The following is a 22914-nucleotide window of genomic DNA, read 5'->3' as shown; positions in this document are numbered from 1 at the left end:
CTGCCGGTAGTTTTGACCTATTAAATTATAAGTCATGAAAAAATTATTACTGGCAACTGTACTGGTTGCTATTGTGGCCCTGACGGGGTGTTTGTCTGCCCTGCATCCACTGTTTACGGAAAAGGACCTGGAGTTCAACTCCCAGCTGGTGGGGGCCTGGGGGGTAGATGGAGAGGATGCGGTGTATACTTTTCAACGTGGTACGCCTGCAAGTTTTGGCAACCTGCCGGAGGGTTTGCAACGACTGTCCAGCAATGCTTACACGCTTTCTATTTCAAGCCGGGCAACGGGTGAGGAAACTGGTAGGTATTATGCTTTCCTGGTGCGTATCGGCAAGCACGTGTACCTCGATTATTTTCCTGAAGAAACCAATATGCAAAGGGGATATGCCAATTTCTTTAAAATGAATTTCGTCCGGATGCATAGTTTCTATCGGTTATCACAGGGTGCGGATGGTAACTCAATGGCTATTGGACAGTTTTCCGAAAGTTATCTGCGTAAGCTGATCGATAATAAGCAGATCCGGATCAAGCATGAGACGAAGATGGATGGCTCTTATGTGATCACTGCTCCAACGGAAGAGTTGCAGCAGTATGTGTTGAAGTATGGTGATGCGAGTGATGCTTACCAGGATAATAAAACATTTACCAGAATCCACTAACCCTTTAAACTGTATTTGTATGAAAAAGTTATTTGTGTTTTTATCTGGCGTGGTGCTCCTGTTGCTGCAGTCTTCTTGTGTGGGCAGTTTGCATTCGCTGGCTACTTATAAAACTATTATTACCGATAAACGATTGAATGGTACCTGGAGTGATGGCAAGGATGTATTTACCATCCAACCACTCATTGAAAGTGAACTTGCCAGGGAAAAAGATGGCAGTAAAACGAAGCTTGGGCTGGGTGATTCGCCTCAGGAGATTACCTTTTATTCCAATGCTTATCTTATTACTATCAAGCAAAAGGGTATAGAGTATCTTATGCTTGGTGCGCTTAGTAAGGTTAATGACCAGCTTTTTGTGGATGTCATGTCTTTTACGCTGAAGGACGCTAAAAAGCCAGAGGATAAGGGCAGCGGTTTTGAGTTCTCTGTTGATTACCTGCCTACTTCAAGTATTGCCCAGATCCAATTTCTTGATAACAACAGGCTTTCTATTAAGTATCTTAATGGTGATTTTATCAAAGAGCAGGTTACCAAGGGCAATCTGCGGCTGAAGCATGAGCAGGACAACCTGTTTGGTTCCTTTGTGATCACTGCTTCTTCTTTTGAATTAAAACAGTTTTTGGAAAAGTATGGCCATGATGAACGGTTGTATTATAGTAAGGATTCAACCATTTTAACCAGAAAAGGATAGAGTATGGTATCAAACAAACGTCGCTGGTTGTATCATCCCTTGTTCCGGTTTATGCAGCACCTGGTTTTCTGGGTGCTGTCTTTCGTGGTATTTGTACAGCTTTTTAAAACGGGAGTACGTGCGGAAAAGATCGACTACATATATGCTGCGCTGTTTCATGCAACCATTGTTCCGGCCGTATATGTGAACCTGGGGTGGCTGCTCCCCCGGTTTGCCAATTACCGTTATTGGTGGTTATATGTGCCTGCTGTGGTGGGGTTGATCGTTTTGTTTTCCTGGCTGAATTATTCTTTTTTCCAGGATTGGTCGAAGTATGTGTTGCCCAATTATTTTTTTATTTCCTATTTCACGGTATGGGAGGTGGGGCTCTTTTTCGTGGTGTATCTTGTTGTTACTTCTCTGCTGAAGTTGTCGAAGTCGTGGTTTGTGGTGAATGACTTGCAGCGGCAGTTGTTGCAGATGGAAACGGAGAAGGTCCAGATAGAGTTGAAGGCTTTGAAGGCGCAGGTAAATCCGCATTTCTTTTTCAATACGCTGAATGGTATTTATTCCATGACGCTGGATAAGGACGAGCGTTTGCCGCAAACGATCTTACAGCTTTCGCACCTGATGCGGTATTTTTTGTATGAATCAGGAGAGGACCTGGTCCCGCTGGAAAAGGAGTGGCAGATTCTGGAGGATTATATTGCTTTGCAACGTATCCGTTCTAATGAGCAATTGCATTTGGTGAAGCAGGTAGAAGGAGAGTTTGAGGACCGTCGTATTGCACCATTGTTGCTTATCACTTTCCTGGAGAATGCGTTCAAACATGGCGCCAAAGGGAATACCGGCCCTGTAAACATACATCTGTTGTTACAGGTGTTGCCTCGGCTGCTGCGTTTCCGGGTGCAGAATACGCGCGGGGAAGTTGATGAAGTTGTTTATTCCAATTATAAAGGGGTAGGGCTTGAGAATGTGCGGAGGCGATTGGAGCTGTTGTATCCCAGTAAGCATTCTCTTTCGATAGTGGAAACGGCGGATGATTTTATTGTAACGCTTGAATTGCAACTATGAGTACACTGTATCGTTGCCTGGTGGTGGAAGATGAACCGCTGGCGCAAAATGTGCTGAAAAAGTTTATTGCCGAGCATCCGCTGCTGGAGCTGGCGGCTGTGTGTGCGGATGCTATTGAGGCGCAGCAATGGCTGGCGCGTGAGGTGGCTGATATTGTTTTTCTCGATATCAACCTGCCCCGGTTGTCGGGTATCAGTTTTTTGAAAAGTCTTTCGCGCCCTCCGCTGGTGGTCTTCACGACGGCTTACCCTGAGTTCGCAGTAGAAGGTTTTGAACTGGATGCGATCGATTACCTGGTGAAGCCTTTTTCTTTCGAACGGTTTCTCAGGGCCGTTAATAAGGTTTTGGAAAAGCTGGAACGAAAGACGCCAGGTGGCGTTACTGCTGCACCTGCTTCTATTTTTATCAAGGCCGATAAGAAGGTGTACAAGATCAATCTTGCTGATATCTTATATATCGAGGCTTTGGATGACTATGTGAAGGTGGTAACTACACAATCTAATTACCTGGTGCATGATACGCTGAAGAGCTTACAGGAAGAATTGCCGGCCGATCTGTTTATGCGGGTGCATAAGAGTTATATTATCGCCGGAAGTAAGATCGTGTTTATCGAGGGTAATTATGTGAAGATCGGGGAAAAGGATATTCCGATTGGCGCTTCGTATAGGGAGGACGTGTTTGCGCGGCTTAAGATTTGAGCCGGGAGTTTCCGGCTTTTTAGCTTTCTTTGCTGCTTATTTTTAGCGTATGTCCTTTGATCCCGGTAATAAAATACTGATCATCACTGCTCCATCGGGTGCTGGCAAGACGTCGATCACGCGGCACTTGTTGGAACTAATGCCTCAGCTGGCTTTTTCGGTATCTGCGGCTACGCGCAACGCGCGGGGCAGTGAGCGAAATGGTGTGGATTATTATTTTATGAGTGTTGAGGACTTCCAGCAAAAGATCCGCGACCAGCAGTTTGTGGAGTGGGAAATGGTGTACGAGGGTAAATATTATGGTACGCTCAAGTCGGAGCTGGACCGCATCTGGAGTAATGGTCAGGTGCCTGTACTGGACATCGATGTTAAAGGCGCCATCCACGTTCAACAGCAATATCCTAATTCTACGCTGTCTATATTTATTGAACCTCCTTCTGTAGACGAACTCAAACGTCGCCTGGAGTCGCGGGGTACTGAAACGGTCGAAAGTTTGCAGGCCCGGGTAAACAAGGCTTCTTATGAGATCTCTTTCAAGCATCATTTTCATCGTATTGTGATCAATGCGCAACTGGATAAGGCCAGGGAAGAAGCTATGGGGATTGTGAAGGATTTTCTGGCGATTTGAGTGGGCGTCAGAGGAGTGGCACAAGTACCCTTGGCACAAGGCTTGGCGGCATACTTGCGCCAGAGTGCAGTCGAAAATCGGCAGTGCGTTTGACCAGAAGAGGTCGCCATATGGGCAAAACTTCCACAATTCTTCAAAAAACTGTCAAACCACGGCCTTAAATAGCAATCTTCCTCAATAAGTTATGTAATCCATCGTTCTTTTTATAAATTCGTATCCCAAGTATGAGTTTAGTAGTTATAATACTTATTGGTTTAGCGATTTTTTTCATCGCTTATTTTTCGGGTATCGAGGTGGCCTTTTCTACTGCTAACCGCCTGAATATTGAGTTGAAGAAAAAACAGGGGTCTACCAGCAGTCAACTGTTGAGCAGCTTGTTTGAGAATCCCTCCCGTTTTATCGGTGTGAATATCGTTGGTTTCAATTTCTTCCTGGTGACGGCTGTCCTTTTGGGTAGTGCGAGCTGGAATATGGTGATCAACTTCGAAAAGATGGACAGTACGCTTCTGTCGTACGTGGTGCCAGCAAGGTTGGTGATGGAAATTATTCTTTCCTGGCTGGTGATCATCATTTTCGGAGAATTTATTCCCAGGGCAATTTTCAGGGCAAAAGCCGATAGCCTGTTGTCTGCCTCTGCCCGCACAGGTTTGCTGGGTCTTTCTGATCAGTTTTTCAATTGGGCAAGTAACACGGCTGTGAAGATCTCCATTTTTGTATTGAATATCATTTTCGATATGCGGATCGACCGGAAGAAGGCTGCTTTTTCCCGTGCCGATCTGGACCAGTTCGTTAGTCAGAATAACGAGCATCATAATCAAAGCCAGGACCTGAAGGCTGAGTTGTTTGAGAATGCGCTTTCGTTGCCCAAGATCAAGATCCGGGAGTGCCTGGTGCCGAGGAAAGAGATCGAGGCGGTGGATATCAAATTGAGTGTGGAAGAGGTTCGTTTGCGCTTTGTAAATAGCAAGTTGAGCAAGCTGGTGGTGTATGACGGTGACATTGACCATATCCTGGGTTATGTGCATCAACTGGGTCTTTTCAAGCAGCCTGCTACGTTGAAGGAAATGTTGTTGCCTATCCCGGCTATCCCGGAGAGTATGAGCGCTACCGATCTGATCAGCAAGTTCAGCAAGGAGCGTAAGAGTATTGCCTGGGTAGTGGACGAGTTTGGCGGTACGGCAGGTATCGTTACTATGGAGGACCTGCTGGAAGAGATATTTGGAGAGATCAAGGACGAGTTTGATGTGGAAGAGTTTGAGGACAAGCGTATTTCGGATGATGAATTTATTTTGAGTGGCCGGCTGGAGCTGGATTATTTAAAGGAGAAATATGGCCTGGAGTTCCCGGACAATGAATCGGAGACGCTGTCGGGCTTTATCATTCAACAGCATGAAACCATCCCTAAAATACGGGAGCGGATCATTATTGGTGATTACGAGTTTGACGTGATGAATGTGAGTGATACCCGTATCGAGACGGTTCGCCTTAAGTTGTTGAATTAGCATCTATAAGGGGTAACTTTTCCAATCACTTCATATTAACAAGCTTTCCTGGTTCACCCAACGTGAATAACCCGTACATTTGCCACGCTTTTACCAAGTTATATCTGTATTAGTCAATGGCGTTATCGTTTTTTAGCAAAAGGAAGGCTGACAATCCGGAAATGTCTTTTATAGACCACCTGGAGGAATTGCGCTGGCATATTATGCGCTCTGTGCTGGCCATTCTGGTTGGGGCGATTGTGGTTTTTATTTATATTGACTGGGTTTTCGATACGATCATAGCTGGCCCTCTACAGGCCAATTTTTATACTTATACGGCTTTGTGCAAGTTTAGTCAGTGGATAGGCGCGGGTGATACCTTGTGTTTACCTCCGCCCAAAGTGGCTGAATTGCAGACTACTACTTTAGGCTCTCAGTTCATGAGCAGCATTACCATGGCTTTTGTAGGTGGGTTTATTTTTGCCTTTCCCTACATTTTCTGGGAGTTCTGGCGATTTGTGAAGCCGGCGCTGAGCCCCAAGGAATTAAAGAGTACCCGTGGCGCTATTTTCTTTGTTTCTATTTTCTTTTTCCTGGGGGTGGCTTTCGGTTATTTTTTGCTGGCTCCTTTTACTTTCAGCTTCCTGGCCAATTATACCATCGGCACCAAGCATATCCTGGTAGCCCGGCCTACACTGGCGGACTATATGGAGAACCTGATAGATATTATTATCGGTTCTGCACTGGCGTTCCAATTGCCGGTGGTGTCTTATGTATTGACGCGGATAGGGCTTATTACGCCTAATTTCCTGAAAACTTACCGCAAGTATGCGTATGTGGCCATCCTGGTGATCGCTGCGATCATTACACCTTCTCCGGATTGGATGAGCCAGATGATCGTTTTCCTGCCGCTGGCTTTCCTGTATGAGTTCAGCATTATCATCTCCAAGCGGGTGTTCAAGAAGGAAGAAGAAAAGGCGAGAAACTTTTAAATTAACATATGTCTTCGTTTGATCTCTCCAAACCGATTGCTATCGGCAGTGACCATGCCGGTTTTGATTACAAGGTTGCTTTGGTAAAATGGCTTATTGAAAAGGGTTACCAGATCAGTGACATGGGTGTGTATGAAAACAAGTCGGTAGATTATCCTGATTATGCTCATCCTGTAGCGGATGCGGTGGAAAAGGGTGAGGTTGCTTTTGGTATCCTGTTGTGTGGCAGCGCCAACGGCGTGTGTATTACTGCCAACAAACACCAGGGTATCCGTGCCGGGCTTGCTTTTCAGACGGATGTGGCGCAGCTGATACGCCAGCACAATGATGCGAATGTGATCTGTATTCCTGCCCGCTTTGTGGCTGTGGAATATGCCAAGCAAATGGTCGATATTTTTATCAATACGCCTTTTGAGGGTGGCCGCCACCAGACAAGGGTGAATAAGATAGCTTGTAGCTAAAGCGGTTAATGCCGTAGTGCAGACAACGATAATGAAAAATGCCTCAGGTTGCTATTGCTTCCCGAGGCATTTTGCTTTTTAGTATTCTTTATTACCAGCCCAGCAACCACGCAAAGATGAGTGGCGCTACGATGGTGGCATCGCTTTCTACGATAAACTTGGGGGTATTGATATCCAGTTTGCCCCAGGTGATCTTTTCGTTGGGTACTGCACCGGAATAGGAGCCATAAGAAGTAGTGGAGTCGGATATCTGGCAGAAGTAGCTCCAGAAGGGTACATCATGCCATTCCAAATCCTGGTACATCATTGGCACTACGCAGATCGGGAAATCGCCGGCAATACCGCCACCGATCTGGAAGAATCCTACACCCTTGCCTTCACTGTTCTTTCTGTACCAGTCGGCCAGCCAAACCATGTATTCAATACCATTTTTTACGGTAGTAGCTTGTAGCTGTCCTTTGATCACGTAGCTGGCGAAGATGTTACCAGTGGTGCTGTCTTCCCAGCCTGGGACCACGATGGGGATGTTCTTTTCTGCAGCGGCTACGATCCAGCTATCCTTAGGATCGATTTCATAGTATTGTTTCAGAACCCCGCTGAGTACTACTTTGTACAGGAATTCATGGGGGAAGTAGCGTTCGCCTTTTGCTTCAGCGTCTTTCCAGGCATCTTCGAGGTGTTTTTGCAGGCGGCGGAAAGCTTCTTCTTCGGGTATGCAGGTATCGGTAACGCGGTTGTAGTGATTTTCGAGCAGGTCCCATTCGTCCTGGGGTGTGAGGTCGCGGTAGTTGGGTACACGCTTGTAGCTGTTGTGGGCTACGAGGTTCATCACGTCTTCTTCGAGGTTGGCGCCGGTACAGGAGATGATGTGGATCTTATCCTGGCGTATCATTTCGGCCAGGGATATGCCGAGTTCTGCTGTACTCATGGCCCCAGCCAGGGTAACCATCATTTTACCTCCTTCGAGGAGGTGTGTTTCATATCCTTTGGCTGCATCTATCAATGCTGCAGCGTTGAAGTGTCTGTAGTGATGTTGGATAAACTGTGAAACAGGTCCTTTAGCCATGACGATTCGGAATTTTTGTGGCGGCAAAGTTAACATAAATGGGGGTACACCGATCATTAATAAATAAAGGTGAGCCGCTGTAACGACTCACCTTTCTCTTTTCCAACTAAAACCAACTAAAAAAACCGTTTTATTGTACTGCTTTCTTTTCTTTCTTGAATGTTTCCCAGCCTGTTGAAGCGTTTGCCTTTAGAATTACCTGTTGATCACCGTTTTGCAGTGTAACATAATAACTTGTGGTGTTGTTGGCTGCCATTTCAAAGAGGTCGGTGATCCAGTAGGCGCCGTAGGTTTTCCTGAGATCTGCCTGCAGGTTGATGGGCAGTTGTGATGACAGGATGTTACGGGTTGCGGCTACCAGTTCTCCTTCTTTGGAGTAATAAGCGAACATTACCTGGTCGTTGAGTTTGAAAGTAACCTTAGCGAATTCTTTACCGCTTTCCCAGCTTATTTCCTGTGCTCCGGCAAAGTCTTTCTTAAATGCGTTGACTACTTGTTGGCTAACTGTTTCTGTGTAGCGGGCAAAAGAGGAACTTATTCCTACTGTTAACATTAATGCCCAAACTAAGATTGTCTTTTTCATGCTATACTATTTTATATGAGTTATGTTGATCTCTTTTTTGCTGCTACACTTTCCAATTGCCCTTCACTATTATCAGACGCAGGTTTTTTTCAAATGTTACAGCTTAGCGGCTAAATTCTTTTTTTCTTTTTTAAATACATACAGGTTGCCGCTGTTGTAGGCTTGTATTACAGTGCGCACTTTTTCGTTCTCCAGTGTAATAACATAGCTGGTTTCTCCTGACTTGGTGTACTCGATGGCATCTTTCATTTCGAGCTCAGGATACTTGTTGTTAATGCTTTTAACAATGGATAAAGGCAATGCAGCGGGTGCAATGAAGCGGCCAATTGCCAGCAGGTTGCCATCTTGTTCAAAGAATGCATTTACCTGTTCGTTGTTGTAAATGAATTTTGCGTGGTAGATGTCGTGTTCTTTGAGTGACTGCCATACTATGTACTGGGCTCCTGCAAATTCTTTTTCCAGGGCTACTTGTAAATGACGGGCTACTTTTTCTCCACTGATGGGTGTTCCTGCATAGCTGATCGCACTGATCAACATCATAAGGGCAATGAATAACTTTTTCATGACTTTACTTTTTTTGTTTTTAATGACTATGGTCTATTTGTTTTTTAAGACGCCACAAAATTAGCAGAGGTTACAATGGCTATCCAAGTGAATAGTGACTAATGGTGGCCTTTGTTAATGCAGGTTAAACTGCGTTAGTGAACGTTACTCGGGGACTGATTTTTAAATTCTCTGAAACCCTTGCTGATGAAGGGTTTGAAGCGAAAGTGTTGTTTTTTCTTAAGAAAAAGTTAAGTGGTCATTGATCAAGGCATGGGTTACCCGGTGTATCACATGCATCACCAAAAGCGGGGATGGTATATCACATAAGGATGTGATAAAAATGTTCTGTTTTCAATGTGATAGATCGTCTTACCATTCATCACAAAATTTTAACGCTTTTAACAAGTTTTATGAACTGCAAGGGATGTTAAAATCCTGTAAATTGTATTATAATCGCTTCAATATTTACGTGTTGTGAACTATCTGGCCCATGCATACCTTTCTTTTAATATTCCTGCCGTACTGGTGGGTAATCTTATAAGCGACTATGTAAAGGGTAAAAAACAGTTCGATTACCCGGCTGATGTACGCAAGGGCATCGTTTTGCACCGGGCCATCGATAGCTTTACGGATGAGCATGAAGCTACGGCTGTAGCCAAGGAAATCTTCCGACCCTCTTACCGGCTGTACAGCGGGGCTTTTGTGGATGTGGTGTATGATCATTTCCTGGCAAGGGATGCTCAGCAGTTTACCGGCAACCGGTTATATGCTTTTTCCCAGGAGGTGTACGCAACGTTGGATCAGTATACTTCGATTTTCCCAGAACCATTCAGCCAGCTTTACCCGTATATGAAGAAGCACAACTGGCTGAATAATTATGGCAACCGGGAGAGTATCGATCATAGTTTCCAGGGGCTGGTGCGGAGGTCGATGTATCTTACCGATAGCAGCGAGGCGTTCCGGTTGTTTGAAAAGCATTATGATGCTTTACAGGAGTGCTACGATGTTTTCTTTCCCGCTGTAAAAGCATTCGCCTGGTCGACCCTGGAGGGGCTTGATAAAGGAAATTAGTTTAATCTGTTTTTAATTGAGGAGGAAAGGGGGATGTATGGGCCGGAGGAGTCTTATTGTATGTATTCTCTTCCCTGTAATGACTCTGATCAGTATGTTATACCGATCCTGTAAAAGCCAATTAGTTCCGAGGTAATCTGTTATTTTTGCCGCTTAAATGATGATGGTTATGAAGCAAGTGAAGTCTCTGTTGTTCCTGTTAACTTTTTATGCCTCGACCTCTTTGGCTCAATATAAACCGCCGGCTATCGATAAGTCGCCCATGGACATGGCTTATTACCCGGTGAATTACCCGGTGTTGAAGATCCAGAACAAGGCGAATGAGCCGTTGCTGGCCCGGATCATTTATAGCCGGCCGCTGAAAAATGGCCGTTCTGTTTTTGGGGAGTTGGTGGAATATGGACAGATTTGGCGTCTGGGTGCTAATGAGGCTACGGAAATCGAGTTGTACAGAGATGTGAAGTGCGGTTCGGACGTTAAGGTAAAGAAAGGGCGCTATACTTTATATGCTATTCCTTTTCCGGATAAATGGACTATTATTTTTAATAAGGAGACCGATATCTGGGGTGCGTTTCAATATGATGAGAAAAAGGATGTGCTGCGGGTAGATGTGCCGGCCCAGAAGATACCAGAAGCAGCCGAAGCTTTTACTATGCAGTTTGAGAAGGACAGTACTGGTATCAACCTGGCTATTTCGTGGGACAATGTAAGGGCGCTCGTTCCGTTTAATTTTCAGTCTAACTGATTATACCGTTATTTATTCTTTTATGTTCAACACCAGTAAATTCAAAGGCTTTTTATTCCTGATCGGCTTTTCCGGCATGTTATGGTCGTGTGAGAACAAGCCTGCTAACGGCGGGAGCAACCAGGTAACTATTAATCCTGCAATAGGGACACCTACCGATAAACAGTTGCCTTTGGGGGTTGATAAGTCGCCGATGGACATGGTGTATTACCCGGTTGATTACCCCAAGTTGAAGATGTCCAGGAACGTGCAGGAGCCACTGGTGGCGCGGGTAATCTATAGCCGTCCTCAAAAAAGTGGCCGTGCTATTTTTGGCGATGTACTGAAGTATGGCAACCCCTGGAGGTTGGGCGCCAATGAAGCTACTGAGATTGAATTTTTCAAGGATGTAACGGTGGAAGGTAAGAAGGTGGAGAAGGGCCGTTATGTATTGTATTGCATTCCTTTTGAAAAAGAATGGACGCTTGTGATGAACAGCGATCTATTTACCTGGGGACTAAAGATCGATTCTACCAAAGACGTTTATAAGTTTACTATTCCTATCAACAGGACGAACTATCCTTTTGAGGTTTTTACCATGGAGTTTGAAAAGGCCGGTACTGGGGCTGAGCTTGTCATGGAATGGGATAGCGTCCGCGCTAAGTTACCTTTTACTTTCTAAGTGTTGTATCTTGAGCCACTATGTGTGGTATTGCCGGCATCATTACTGTGAATCCCGCGCAGGCATCGGTACAGCGTATTACCTTAATGACTGATGTGCTTGCGCACCGCGGACCCGACGGAGTTGCTCACTGGACTTCTCCGGGTGGTAATGCTGTATTGGGGCATCGCCGGCTATCTATCATCGATCTTAGTCCGCTGGGCGCTCAGCCTATGCATTGGGGCGATCGCTACTCTATTGTATATAACGGAGAGATTTACAATTACCGTGAGATAAAAGGCAGCCTGGAACAACGGGGTTATCGCTTCCGGTCACAATCGGATACGGAGGTGATCCTGGCGGCTTATGATGCCTGGGGCGCTGATTGTTTGCAGCAGTTTGATGGCATGTTTGCTTTTGCTATCTGGGACGAGCAAAAGCGGCAATTGTTTGCTGCGCGCGACCGCTTTGGGGAGAAGCCTTTCTTTTATTATGTTGACCGCGAGCTGTTCGTGTTTGCCAGTGAAATGAAGGCGTTGTGGGCTGCCGGGGTTGAAAAGTCAATGAATGAAGGGATGCTGTTCAACTATCTTACGCTGGGGTATGTGCAGAACCCTAAAGATGCTGGTGAGACCTTCTATAGAGGTATCCGTAAACTTCCCGCCCGGCACTTTTTGTTGTATGACGCCTTGCAGGAAACCTTAACCCTGCAATCTTATTGGGATATCGATCTTGATCATACTGTTGCTATGGATGACAAGGCTGCTACAGAGCAATTGCGGGAACTGTTGTCCTTGTCCGTCAACCGACGGCTGCGCAGTGATGTGCCGGTAGGTACTTCGCTCAGTGGTGGGCTTGATAGTGCTTCTGTACTGGCTTGTATACATCAGGCTGCTGAGCGGCCTGCCTCCCTACAGTCTTTCTCGGCCGTTTTCCCTGGCTTTGCCCGAGATGAGTCGGCTCAGATTGGAGTAACGGCCAACCAGTTTGGCATAGCCAATCACCAGGTACAACCTGGGGTTGATGACCTGCTCCGGGATTTTGAACGTATTTGTTATTACCAGGAAGAGCCTTTCCAGTCGGCCAGTATTGCTGCGCAATTTGAGGTGTTTGGGCTGGCCAGGCAGCATGGGGTAACCGTGTTGCTGGACGGGCAGGGGGCTGATGAGGTCCTGGGGGGGTATTCTAAATATTATCCCTGGTACTGGCGTGAGCTGTATCGGCAAAACAAGCCGTTGCTTCGGAATGAGCTACAGCAGGTGGCTGAGGCCGGACATGGAAACCTTTGGGGCTGGCAGCATAAGCTGGCTGCCCGGTTGCCTCACTTTGCCGAGACATTCCTGGTGCGCCAACGTGGGCGGCAACAACGGCGCCATGCCGATCTGACCAATGGGTTTGTGGATGTTTATGGTGTTTCTAATTACGACATGCCGCATGTACCTACGCTGAATGGGGCACTATATTATAATGCCTTCCTGAACGGGTTGGAAGAGTTATTACGTTATGCCGACCGTAATTCCATGGCGCATGGCCGGGAAGTAAGGTTGCCTTTCCTGTTTCATGAACTGGTGGCTTTTGTTTTCTCCCTGCCTGCGCGGTATAAGATCCGCGATGGTTATACCAAGTGGGTATTGCGTAAGAGTATGGAGCAGACATTGCCGGCGGCCATCGTGTGGCGAAAGGATAAGGTAGGCTTTGAACCTCCCCAGCAATTGTGGATGCAAGACAAGCGGCTCGTAGATTACATCCGTGAAGCGCAAAGTGTGCTGGTCAAAAAAGGGGTATTGAAGCCCGGGGTATTGGATAAAAAAATACAGCCGCAGGAAACCCATGCGGCTGATAATTTTGATTGGAGATACCTGGTGGCCGGAACGTTACTACATTAGACTATAGGGAATGGCTGAAACCCGCCCGGCCTCCCGGCTAACCTTTCTTGTATTTCTCAAATACCATTGAATTTCCTGATTCATCTACTTTGAGGGTGAACCAATGTTTACCGTCTTCCATTTTCACATAATAGGTTACATCGTTTCCTGATGTAACTTCTGTTACGCCAAACAGGTTCTTTTTCTGGTGTTCTTTCTTCAATTTATTGAAAATATTCAGCGGAAGCAGTTGAGGAGAGTAGTAACGGATAGAACTCAACATATTTCCTTCTTTATCATAATTGACTTTAGAGCGGATTCCTGCACTTACAAAGCTAACGGTGAAGTAGTCGTCAGTTTCATCCCACCTTACTTCTTCAGCTTGTGTAAATGTTTCGCGGAATGACTTTAATACTTTTTCGTTTGGATCGGGGGCAGCGTAAGCGGCAGCTCCTAACAGAGCAGCGCAAATAATCATTAATACTTTTTTCATGGCTTTACTTTTTTAAAATTAGGTGAACAAGTAACGAATGTTAACACCTCAAAAGTATGTCGGGTATAGATGAGTGGCAAGCCAATTGGTAAGGACGGAAGGTTCATGATAAGCAATACGAAGGTTTTCGCACATTGCAGGGTTTGGGTGGGTTATGTAGGTTGCGTGAAACATAGTGCTGATCAGGGTTTCAGAAATGTTACAGCTTATTTTCAGTTTAAGGTTAAGCTTCTGTTAAACTGGAAATCCGGATTTTAAGTGGCGAATCAGGAGAAGTTTTTACGTTCACTGAACTGTTCCGGGCATGAGGTCTGTAACCGAATATTCCGCATCTTTGTAATCGTACTTTTACCAATTATTAAGTTATTATGAAGCCAGCTACCAAGTTTATTCATGCCGGTGCTGAACCTGATCCTTCTACCGGTGCGATCATGACTCCTATTTATCAAACTTCCACGTATGTACAGGAGGCGCCGGGGAAAAATAAGGGTTATGAATATGCCCGCTCTCAAAATCCTACACGCAAAGCTTTGGAAGATGCACTTGCCATCATTGAAAATGGTAAGTATGGGCTGGCTTTTAGCAGCGGTGTTGCAGCTACTGATGCTGTGCTGAAGTTGCTGTCGCCCGGCGATGAAGTGGTTACGGGTAATGACCTGTATGGCGGTACTTACCGCCTGTTTACAAAGGTGTTTGAGAAGTTTGGTATCCGCTTCCGTTATGTGGATATGACTGATATAGGGGCTATTGCTGCTGCGATTACGCCCAATACAAAGCTTATCTGGACTGAGACGCCTACCAACCCGTTGATGAATATCACGGACATCGCGGCGGTAACGGCGCTTGCGAAAAAACAAAACATATTGGTGTGTGTCGATAACACGTTCGCTTCTCCTTATCTGCAAAACCCGCTGGACGCTGGTGCTGATATCGTAATGCATTCTTCAACCAAGTACCTCGGTGGGCATAGTGATGTGATCCAGGGCGCCCTGATCATGAATGATGCTGCACTGCGGGAGCAACTGTATTTTATCCAAAAGAGCTGTGGCGCTGTGCCTGGCCCTATGGACTGTTTCCTGGTATTGCGCGGTATCAAAACTTTGCATGTTCGTATGCAGCGTCATTGCGAGAATGGTGAAAAGATCGCTCACTTCCTGCGGCAGCATCCTAAAGTGGGTAAGGTATATTGGTGTGGCTTTGAAGATCATCCTGGTTATACAGTGGCTAAACAACAAATGCGGGGCTTTGGCGGCATGATGAGTTTTACGCTGAAAGATGATAGCGTGGAGAAGGCCATGAAGGTGTTGTCATCTACCAAAGTATTCTCGCTTGCTGAAAGCCTGGGCGGTGTAGAATCGCTGATCAATCATCCGGCTTCTATGACGCATGCTTCTATTCCACGTGAGGAAAGGATCAAGAACGGCCTGAGTGATTCGCTGATCCGGCTGAGTGTGGGCATCGAGGATGTGGATGACCTGATAGCAGACCTTGAGCAGGCCATCGGTAGTTAAACCTTATACTTATGATACCGTTGAATGAGTTGTTGATGTTTGCATTGGCGGCTTTGGTGCTGGTGATCAGTCCCGGCCCCAATATGATCTATCTTATTTCCCGTTCTATTACGCAGGGCCGCACTGCCGGTCTTATTTCGCTGGCGGGTGTGATCTGTGGTTTCCTGTTTCACATCATCATGGTTTCTTTTGGGCTTACAGCTATTCTGTTTGCCGTTCCTTTTGCGTATACCGTGCTGAAGACATTGGGTGTACTGTACCTATTGTACCTGGCCTGGCAGGCAGTGAAGCCAGGTAGTAAAGGAATTTTTGAAGCTAAGAAGGACCTGCCGGTGGATGGCCCCGCCAAATTGTTTCGCATGGGTTTCCTCACCAATGTGCTCAATCCTAAAGTAGCCGTGTTTTACCTGTCGTTTTTTCCGCAGTTTATCAGACCTGCTTATGGCAGTGTGCTTACGCAGAGTCTTATGCTGGGCGTAACGCAAATACTCGTAAGCTTCACCGTCAATTTCCTGATCGTGCTTTCAGCCGCGCGCGTGGCGATATGGTTTGCCCACAAACCGCAGTGGGTGAGGATACAAAAGTGGTTTATGGCCAGTGTGCTGACTGCGCTTGCCGCGAAAATGGCCCTGGATAAAGGAAAATAATAAATGCACAGTCAATAAAGGATATTTGCAGCATGAGCGGTAAGCCTAAAGACCTGTCTGAATTTTTTAACAGGAAAGTCAGTGAATATAATCAGCCCGATTTTATCAAGGCAGACCCCATCTGTGTGCTGCATCTTTTTAGTAAAAAGCAGGACATAGAGATTGCCGGGCTGTTTGCCGCCATTTTCGCCTGGGGTAATCGTACTACCATTATCAAGAAGGCCAAGGAGTTATTGCAGCTCATGGACAATGCGCCGCATGATTTTGTAATGAACCATACTGATAATGACTTGCGCAGGCTGGAGGGCTTTAAGCACCGCACGTTCAATGCTACCGACCTATTGTATTTCGTGAGCTTCCTGCAGGCGCATTATTCCAAACACGCTTCGCTTGAAACCGCTTTTTCTCAATGGATGAATGCGGGCGATGAAACGATAGAGCAAGGGTTGATTGGCTTTTATCATTACTTCTTCTCGCTTGAACATGTTCCCAACCGTACGCGCAAGCATATCGCCTCACCCGAAAAGAATTCTTCCTGTAAGCGGCTGAATATGTACCTCCGGTGGATGGTGCGTAAGGATAATTGTGGTGTTGACTTTGGTATCTGGAGTCAGATCTCGGCTTCTCAACTTGTATGTCCTATCGATCTTCATGTGGCCCGTGTGGCCAAGCGGTTCAACTTGCTGAATCGCGCACCAGTTGACTGGCTGGCGGCACTTGAACTTACCAGTTATTTAAAGAAGCTGGACAAGAATGATCCGGCCAAATATGATTTCGCTTTATTTGGTTTGGGCGTAATGGAGAAGTTCTAAAACTTAAACGCTATATATGAAAATGTCAACCTGCAAAGCAACCTTCTTGTGTTGCTTAAGCCTGCTATGCATGACTGTATCTGTCATGGCACAGCATAACAATATCGTAAAGGAGAAATTCAATTGGGGCAACGGCACCCAGGATACGACAGCCGGATACGCCCAGGCAGTGAAGATCGACAATGTGATCTATATATCCGGCACGGTGTCCCGTGATGTCTCGCCCGAAGGGATCAAGCGTTTGTATGGCGCGTTGGAGAAAACGTTACAGCATTATGGCGCTACTTTTCAGAACGTGGTAAAAGAGAACTTGTTCACTACTGATATAGAGGCTATGAAGCTGCATAACCAGGCGCGCAAGGCTTTCTATAAAGATGATTTTCCTGCTGCCACCTGGATGCAGGTGAGCCGTCTTTACATGCATGATGCGCGGCTGGAAGTGGAGCTGATCGCTTATTTGCCGAAGAAATAAAAAGGCAAGGGGTCGATCAAATGATCAACCCCTTTATTTGTAGGTACAGGAAAAAGGCAATTATCAGAACATGAATAATCCATTTCTGCCGAAATTTCTTTGACCTGCAGCCGGTGCTCCAAAGCTGCGGATGTTGTAGGTGAAGGTGAGCAGCAAGTAACGGCGCAGGATGGTTGTTTGGTTATCCTGTATATAGTTTTCACGGGTCGTACGGCTAATGCTGGTATTTTGATTGAGCAGATCGTATACAGATAACTTAAGTTGTCCTTTATCATCTTTCAGGAACATATAATTGAGACCTGCATTCCAACGTACATAGCTCTTGCGTACGCCTGGTGCTATTTGAGGATTATAGTTGTAGTCGATAGAGCTTTCCCATACAAAATGCTTGGGTAAACGTACAATCAATTCCGAAGTGGACGTGTGGCTGATCACTTCCAGATCGGGATACACATCGCTTTCATATATGCTCTTATTCCAGCCAATGAAATAGCGTTGGGTGAACTCCAATTTGTCTTTCAGGTTGAAAGAGCCACTGATGGTAGGAATGGAACGGAAATTTTTCACTTCACTGCGGTTGTTGTTTACGATCACCAGGCTTCGGGTGTATTCTGTAAAGAAGCTTCCTCTAATGGTAAACTGCCAGTTACTTTTGAACTTGAATTGCTTGCTTACATTGACGTTTCCTGAAAACCGCCAGATACCATCTGCATTGATAGGACGGGTTATTTGAACGCCTTTGTCATCTACGCTCCGTTCCCTGATCACGGCATCCTTGTCGATGCTGCCATTGAGGTAAACGAAGAGGTTTATGTTGTTTTTTGTGTTGAATTTGTTGTAGTTGATGTTGATGTTGTGTGATTGTGTAGGCACCAGTGAGGGGTTGCCCAATTGCTGGTACAGTGTATTGGTATTGTCAACTACCGGCTGGAGGTCGGTAGCCTGAGGCTCGCGTACATTTACACTATAGTTGAAAAACCATTCTTTAACGGATACGGTTAGGGCCGGCATCACGTAGTTGAAGTTCTGGTTGATAGTGGGGTTTTTGGTAAACTCATTGTCGATATCCAATGTCTGAAAAGTAACGCCGGGCCTGATAGTCCATTTTTTAATGATCCAGTTTAGTGCGCTGGTAAATGATCCGCGCATTCCGCTACGTTTGACGCCGTTTGAGAGGTTAGGGTTGATAACGGTATAGTCTTCACCTGTAATGTCTTTGTTGTACGTATTCAATTCGTCGTTGTCCTTGAAATACTCTCCATTAGCCGAAAGCCGTAGTCCCAGTGTTTTGGCCAATGGCTCATTGTAGTTGGCTGAAAGGCTGACCCGGAAGTTATCGGCATCCCGGTCGCGCAGTTGGTTCAGCACACGTTTTGAAGATGGGGCCTTGTAAAAGGTATCCGTGATATCGTTGAACTGATCGTTGCTGGCGTTGTAGATGTTGAACCCATGGTTGATATTCAGCGTTCTTTCCTTTTTACGGAAGGTGCGGTTGTAGAATATGTTGTGTGAGTAACCAATATCTTTGCCCTCTGCATGCTGCCTGTTGTTGCTCTCGTTGAGCAAGGGGGCATAATTACTACCGGAAGAAGAAGCTAACAATCGGTCGGAGAGGCTCTTCTTAAGTGATAGCTGGGGTGTAAAGCGCAAGTTGGAGAAGGAGTCTAATTTCCATCGGAGAGCGCCTCCAATGCGGTGAGTGTATTCGTCTGATTCCTGCTGTGTTAGATTACGGGTAGTGAGGGAGGTATCCTGGAAAAACTGTTGCGTATTACTGAGTTGATCGAACCGGTTATTGTTCTGGCCATAAAAGTATTGCAGGTTGAGTGTTACTTTTTTACCGAATTCATTATTGATATTGATACCACCTCCTGTACTGCGGGTGATGCCCTGCCCCATACCTCCAAATGATACACCGTTGAGTGAGAAACCTCCATCAGAGTTAATGGATACAGAGTTTACCCCACTGCGCTGGAAGCCTCCGGTGGACATAACATCACCAAGACCAAACCCGGCCCTGTTGAGGTTGTTGCTGAAACCCAATACGCTTACCTGCAGGGTGTCGCGAAACATATTAAGTATAGCTCCTGCTTCATACCGGTCATCTGTACCGCCACCGGCATAGGCTTTGCCAAACCATCCTTGTTTAATGCTTTTCTTCAGTTTCAGGTTGATCACTTGTCCCAATTGCGCCCTGTTGATGTTGGGGTCCTGATCGAGCTGTTCTTTATCATCTACTACTTGTACTTTATCGATAATGTTGGCTGGCAGATTGCGGGTAGCTACTTTGGGATCACCGCCGAAAAAGTCTTTGCCATCTACCAGGATACGGTTTACTGCACGGCCATTGACGGTGATGTTGCCGCTATTGTCTATATCGACTCCAGGCAGTTTTTTCAGCAGGTCTTCTACCAGGGCTGTAGGCAGCGTTTTAAAAGCGGTAGCATTGAATTCAATGGTGTCTTTTTTTACACTTATCGGCGGCCGTTCTGCGGTGACCAGCACTTCCTCCAGCGATTGGGCATCGTGGTACATTTTGAAAGTGCCGAGGTCGAGCTGCGACTGAGCAGCTGTAAGCTCAAATTCCTTGCGGATGACCCGGTAACCGGAAAAAGAGATCACCACCCGGCAGGGTACATCGAGGGGCAGGCCGGGGACCTTGAACTCCCCTTGCGGGTCGCTCAGGCGATAGGTAATAATTGCCGTGTCTTTGGCTTTGAAAACGGTAACGGTAGCCAGGGCCAGGTTTTGTTTGCCGGTAGAATCTACCAGCTTTCCTTTGATGGATCCCTGGGCCATCGATGCTATTGTTACAGTAAGGGAACAGAGTGTGAGTAGAATATATCTCATAAGGGCTTGTTACGAAGTTTCCGTAATATTACGAAGTATTCGTAAATCGTTCAAAGCTAATCTGAAAAAGGGGATTAAAAGTTTTGTTAAAGCGCCAAAATGAAGGACCAACGGTCGGAGAGGCATGTTTCATCCTTGCTCCATCCTTGCAGGTTAAAGCGCACTTTGTGCATGGTTGGTGCAGGGATCAGGCGGGGGTGGAAGGCCGGTTTTACCTGCCAAACCGCTTCAGGTTATAAATAAAGCTCAGGAGGAAATATTGCTGCAGTACCTGTACCTGCGTGTCTTCAATATAAGTAGGTGTAATGGAACGGTAGATGCTGGTATTCTGCTTCAGCACGTCGTAGACAGACAGGCGCAGGACTGACTGCTTGTCCTTAAACAACTGGTAGTTGACGGCCATATTCCACATGGTGATGCCTTTGGGAAAGCCGGGGGCGGTTCGGCTATTGTAATTGTATTGCACATTGTTTTCCAGGATCAGCCGTTTGGGCCAGTTGAAAAACACGTTCATCGTAAGGTTTTTGGTAATGTTTTCGGTTTGCTGTGTTTGTTGAATGGAATACCGACTGTCGTTGTACCTTATTACAAAGGTGGGCATGAGCGTGATCAATTCTTTAAACGTATAGCTAAGGCCGATGCGTTGAGACAGGCTATAGGTTTTGGTAGTGTTCTCTATTTTGTTGGAGAAGGAAACATTCCTATTGAACGAGCCATTGTTGCCAAATGTAAGGCGCAATGACCAGTCTTTCTTTTTCCAGCTACGGCTAAAGTTGAAGTTGTAAGAAACGGTGTAATTACCATTTGAATTGATCGGCCTGCTTATCTGCACACTGTCAAACCAGGTTTCATATACGATCTGGTTGTTGACGGTACCAAAGCTGAGATCTGTATTCCAATATGTTTTGCTGTCATATTGTTTCATGCTGATGTTAACATTATGAAAGAAAGCAGGCTTCAGATCAGGATTACCCAGTCTTATGTATAATGTGTTGCTATTATCGGGCACGGGTTGCAATTGGTCGATCGTTGGCTGTTGGCTACGTCCATTATAGCTAAGGCTGATATTAGCTGTTTTGCTAAACCGGTAACCTATATTGGCCGAAGGGAAGATGTTGGTATAGTGTTGTGCCAGGTTGTTCTTTTGTTGTGCCGAAACGTTTTCCTGTTCCAGCCATTGTACGCCGGTACCAATATTGACATTGAGCTTTTCGGTATTGTACATAACGGACAGGTTAGGAGAATGTGTCAGGTGGCGGTTTTGTAAGGTATTGCTAAAAGTGCTGTCGAAAAGATCGTGTTGCCCCGTGAGCGGATTATATTGGTTGGTGATCTTATCTGTATTTCCCATGCCATTGGCATAGCTATACCGGAATATCATGATCAATGGTTTGGACAGTGGCTCAGTCCAGGATGCAGAAAGGTTGAGTAGGTTATTGTAGCCCTTGGTATTGCTTTGCTGATCGAGACTATCTTCCGTACTGCTACCATCAGGCTTGAAAAAAACAGTATTGCCTTTATTGGTATCGAATGCTTTTCGGTTAGTGGCATTATAATTCATGTTGAGGGTAAAACCTCTGCCTTGCTTGTTCAGGCGGCGTCCGAAGAATACTTCAAGACCGTTATTATTGTCTTTTGAATTGCCTGTAAACAGGTTGGCGGCAGTATTAATAGGATCACCTTTAGTGCTGGTGGAAGTGGCTCCGTTGTTGGTGGCAGATGTTGAATGCGTGGCACTGAGGAATGCATTTATATGAACATCGGTCATACTATCGGGCTTATAATCGATGTTGAGTTGCAGGTTGTGTGCATCGTTTTTATTGGCTGTCCGGGTAGCTGAGTTATATAAAAAGGAAGTATCCGGCAATATATTCAGCCTGCGTGCGGTAGTGGAATTGAGGATATAACTATTGTTGTAAAAATAGCTGCCATTTATCCTTAGTTTTTTACTGAACTCATTGCTGAAGTTGAGGCCGGCCGCTTTGGCTTCGGGAATGCCGTTGCCACCACCACCAAAACTGCTGGAAGGTTTGCCCACGGAAAAATCACCACTGGAAAAGTTTTGTCGGTTGGTATTATTGGTATAACCTATGAAGCTTAGTTGCAGGGGGCCTTTGAAGTAGTTGAGGTTTGAGCTTGATTCATATCGTTTATCTGATCCATATCCCACGGTGGCACGGCCAAACATGCCTTTCTTCTTATCTTTTTTGAGTGTGAGATTAATGGCTTTGTCCTCATTGCCGGTGGTTATTTTATTGAATTGCGCTTCGCGGGTCTTATAATCTACTACCTGTATTTTATCGATAATGTCCCGTGGCAGGTTTTTAGAGGTGATCCTCAGGTCGCTGCCAAAGAAGTCTTTCCCGTCTACTGTGATCTTGGACACCTTTTTCCCGTTGATGGTAATGTTTCCTTCGGCGTCCACTTCTACACCGGGCAACTGTTTGAGCAAATCTTCCACCACGCCGTTGACCGGCGTCTTAAAGGAGCCGGCATTGAATTCAACCGTATCTTTTTTGATCATAACGGGTGGGCGCTGGGCCGCCACTATTACCTCTTCCATTTCCGTATAGGACTTTCGCAACTGGACCGTATTGATGATCAATTCTTTGGTTTCGGGGGAAATGATAAAGTCCTGGACAAAGCTGCTGAGACCACTGTAGGAAACCATTACGCGACAGGGTTTTGCCTGGGGTATTTCTTTTACCAGGAACTCTCCTTTTTTGTTGGTAATAGCATATGTGATGAGTGAAGAATCGGCAGTGAGAAAAACGGAAACGGTGGCGGCTTCTACTGGCTGGCGGCTGGCTGAATCAATGACTGTACCTTTGAGCGTGGCATAACGGGTACGTTGTGCCTTAACATCAGCAGATAGGAATAAGGTTAACAAAATAAGTCCTGCAATAGAACGCATAATTCTATCGGATAAGATTGGTTCTTTTGCAATT

General features: G+C 45.8%; 22 protein-coding genes. 16 read left to right on the top strand and 6 right to left on the bottom strand.

Annotated features, from left to right (window positions below):
- The first annotated feature begins 34 nt into the window (after positions 1 to 34).
- The 8 genes from AC5JBY_RS03325 (at position 35) to rpiB (ending at position 6665) form a co-directional block, all read left to right on the top strand.
- Positions 35 to 661: a hypothetical protein gene (locus tag AC5JBY_RS03325; protein WP_495903130.1), complete on the top strand. Its 627-nt coding sequence runs from the start codon at positions 35 to 37 to the stop codon at positions 659 to 661.
- Positions 662 to 680: 19 nt separating this feature from the next.
- Positions 681 to 1352 carry a hypothetical protein gene (locus tag AC5JBY_RS03320; RefSeq protein WP_495903129.1) on the top strand — a complete coding sequence of 224 codons (672 nt, stop codon included), beginning with the start codon at positions 681 to 683 and terminating at the stop codon, positions 1350 to 1352.
- Between the two features lie 3 nt (positions 1353 to 1355).
- Complete coding sequence (locus AC5JBY_RS03315) at positions 1356 to 2405, top strand: sensor histidine kinase (RefSeq protein WP_495903128.1); 1050 nt, start codon at positions 1356 to 1358, stop codon at positions 2403 to 2405.
- On the top strand, positions 2402 to 3103 hold the full coding sequence (locus AC5JBY_RS03310) for a LytR/AlgR family response regulator transcription factor (RefSeq protein ID WP_495903127.1): 702 nt from the start codon (positions 2402 to 2404) through the stop codon (positions 3101 to 3103). Before AC5JBY_RS03315 ends, AC5JBY_RS03310 begins: the two co-directional genes overlap by 4 nt.
- A gap of 49 nt (positions 3104 to 3152) precedes the next feature.
- On the top strand, positions 3153 to 3731 hold the full coding sequence (gene gmk / locus AC5JBY_RS03305; protein WP_495903126.1) for a guanylate kinase: 579 nt from the start codon (positions 3153 to 3155) through the stop codon (positions 3729 to 3731).
- A 224-nt stretch (positions 3732 to 3955) separates the two neighbouring features.
- The gene (locus AC5JBY_RS03300; protein ID WP_495903125.1) at positions 3956 to 5233 is read left to right on the top strand and encodes a hemolysin family protein; all 1278 of its coding nucleotides are present in this window, start codon (positions 3956 to 3958) and stop codon (positions 5231 to 5233) included.
- A 116-nt stretch (positions 5234 to 5349) separates the two neighbouring features.
- Entirely contained in the window at positions 5350 to 6204 is an 855-nt protein-coding gene (gene tatC, locus AC5JBY_RS03295) for a twin-arginine translocase subunit TatC (protein ID WP_495903124.1), read from the top strand.
- Positions 6205 to 6212: 8 nt separating this feature from the next.
- Positions 6213 to 6665 carry a ribose 5-phosphate isomerase B gene (gene rpiB, locus AC5JBY_RS03290; RefSeq protein WP_495903123.1) on the top strand — a complete coding sequence of 151 codons (453 nt, stop codon included), beginning with the start codon at positions 6213 to 6215 and terminating at the stop codon, positions 6663 to 6665.
- Positions 6666 to 6756: 91 nt separating this feature from the next.
- Here the strand turns inward: rpiB and AC5JBY_RS03285 are convergent, their stop codons facing one another.
- The 3 genes from AC5JBY_RS03285 to AC5JBY_RS03275 form a co-directional block, all read right to left on the bottom strand.
- Positions 6757 to 7731 carry a deoxyhypusine synthase family protein gene (locus tag AC5JBY_RS03285; protein WP_495903122.1) on the bottom strand — a complete coding sequence of 325 codons (975 nt, stop codon included), beginning with the start codon at positions 7729 to 7731 and terminating at the stop codon, positions 6757 to 6759.
- A 130-nt stretch (positions 7732 to 7861) separates the two neighbouring features.
- The gene (locus AC5JBY_RS03280) at positions 7862 to 8314 is read right to left on the bottom strand and encodes a hypothetical protein (protein WP_495903121.1); all 453 of its coding nucleotides are present in this window, start codon (positions 8312 to 8314) and stop codon (positions 7862 to 7864) included.
- Between the two features lie 96 nt (positions 8315 to 8410).
- Positions 8411 to 8878 carry a hypothetical protein gene (locus AC5JBY_RS03275; protein ID WP_495903120.1) on the bottom strand — a complete coding sequence of 156 codons (468 nt, stop codon included), beginning with the start codon at positions 8876 to 8878 and terminating at the stop codon, positions 8411 to 8413.
- Between the two features lie 456 nt (positions 8879 to 9334).
- On the opposite strand from AC5JBY_RS03275, the gene AC5JBY_RS03270 reads away from it, so the two are divergent.
- The 4 genes from AC5JBY_RS03270 (at position 9335) to asnB (ending at position 13202) form a co-directional block, all read left to right on the top strand.
- Positions 9335 to 9931, top strand: a complete 597-nt coding sequence (locus tag AC5JBY_RS03270; RefSeq protein WP_495903119.1) for an acyl carrier protein phosphodiesterase — start codon at positions 9335 to 9337, stop codon at positions 9929 to 9931.
- 169 nt (positions 9932 to 10100) lie between these two features.
- Positions 10101 to 10676: a DUF2911 domain-containing protein gene (locus AC5JBY_RS03265; RefSeq protein WP_495903118.1), complete on the top strand. Its 576-nt coding sequence runs from the start codon at positions 10101 to 10103 to the stop codon at positions 10674 to 10676.
- 22 nt (positions 10677 to 10698) lie between these two features.
- Positions 10699 to 11337 carry a DUF2911 domain-containing protein gene (locus AC5JBY_RS03260; protein ID WP_495903117.1) on the top strand — a complete coding sequence of 213 codons (639 nt, stop codon included), beginning with the start codon at positions 10699 to 10701 and terminating at the stop codon, positions 11335 to 11337.
- Between the two features lie 20 nt (positions 11338 to 11357).
- Complete coding sequence (gene asnB, locus AC5JBY_RS03255; RefSeq protein WP_495903116.1) at positions 11358 to 13202, top strand: asparagine synthase (glutamine-hydrolyzing); 1845 nt, start codon at positions 11358 to 11360, stop codon at positions 13200 to 13202.
- A gap of 37 nt (positions 13203 to 13239) precedes the next feature.
- On the opposite strand, the gene AC5JBY_RS03250 is transcribed toward asnB, so the two are convergent.
- A complete protein-coding gene (locus tag AC5JBY_RS03250) occupies positions 13240 to 13674 on the bottom strand; it encodes a hypothetical protein (protein ID WP_495903115.1) in 435 nt (144 codons plus the stop codon).
- Between the two features lie 368 nt (positions 13675 to 14042).
- On the opposite strand from AC5JBY_RS03250, the gene AC5JBY_RS03245 reads away from it, so the two are divergent.
- The 4 genes from AC5JBY_RS03245 (at position 14043) to AC5JBY_RS03230 (ending at position 17116) form a co-directional block, all read left to right on the top strand.
- Positions 14043 to 15185 carry a cystathionine gamma-synthase gene (locus tag AC5JBY_RS03245; RefSeq protein ID WP_495903114.1) on the top strand — a complete coding sequence of 381 codons (1143 nt, stop codon included), beginning with the start codon at positions 14043 to 14045 and terminating at the stop codon, positions 15183 to 15185.
- Positions 15186 to 15196: 11 nt separating this feature from the next.
- Positions 15197 to 15832 carry a LysE family translocator gene (locus AC5JBY_RS03240; RefSeq protein WP_495903113.1) on the top strand — a complete coding sequence of 212 codons (636 nt, stop codon included), beginning with the start codon at positions 15197 to 15199 and terminating at the stop codon, positions 15830 to 15832.
- 32 nt (positions 15833 to 15864) lie between these two features.
- Positions 15865 to 16644 (top strand): TIGR02757 family protein, encoded by a 780-nt coding sequence (locus tag AC5JBY_RS03235; protein WP_495903112.1) that lies wholly within the window; start codon positions 15865 to 15867, stop codon positions 16642 to 16644.
- A 70-nt stretch (positions 16645 to 16714) separates the two neighbouring features.
- Entirely contained in the window at positions 16715 to 17116 is a 402-nt protein-coding gene (locus AC5JBY_RS03230; protein WP_495903111.1) for a RidA family protein, read from the top strand.
- A 63-nt stretch (positions 17117 to 17179) separates the two neighbouring features.
- On the opposite strand, the gene AC5JBY_RS03225 is transcribed toward AC5JBY_RS03230, so the two are convergent.
- Positions 17180 to 19966, bottom strand: coding sequence for an outer membrane beta-barrel protein (locus AC5JBY_RS03225; protein WP_495903110.1), 2787 nt, complete (start codon positions 19964 to 19966; stop codon positions 17180 to 17182).
- A 211-nt stretch (positions 19967 to 20177) separates the two neighbouring features.
- The gene (locus AC5JBY_RS03220; RefSeq protein ID WP_495903109.1) at positions 20178 to 22880 is read right to left on the bottom strand and encodes a TonB-dependent receptor domain-containing protein; all 2703 of its coding nucleotides are present in this window, start codon (positions 22878 to 22880) and stop codon (positions 20178 to 20180) included.
- Positions 22881 to 22914 lie beyond the last annotated feature (34 nt).

The sequence above is a fragment of the Paraflavitalea sp. genome, from assembly GCF_059502485.1.
This window is presented reverse-complemented; position numbering and strand designations above follow the sequence as displayed.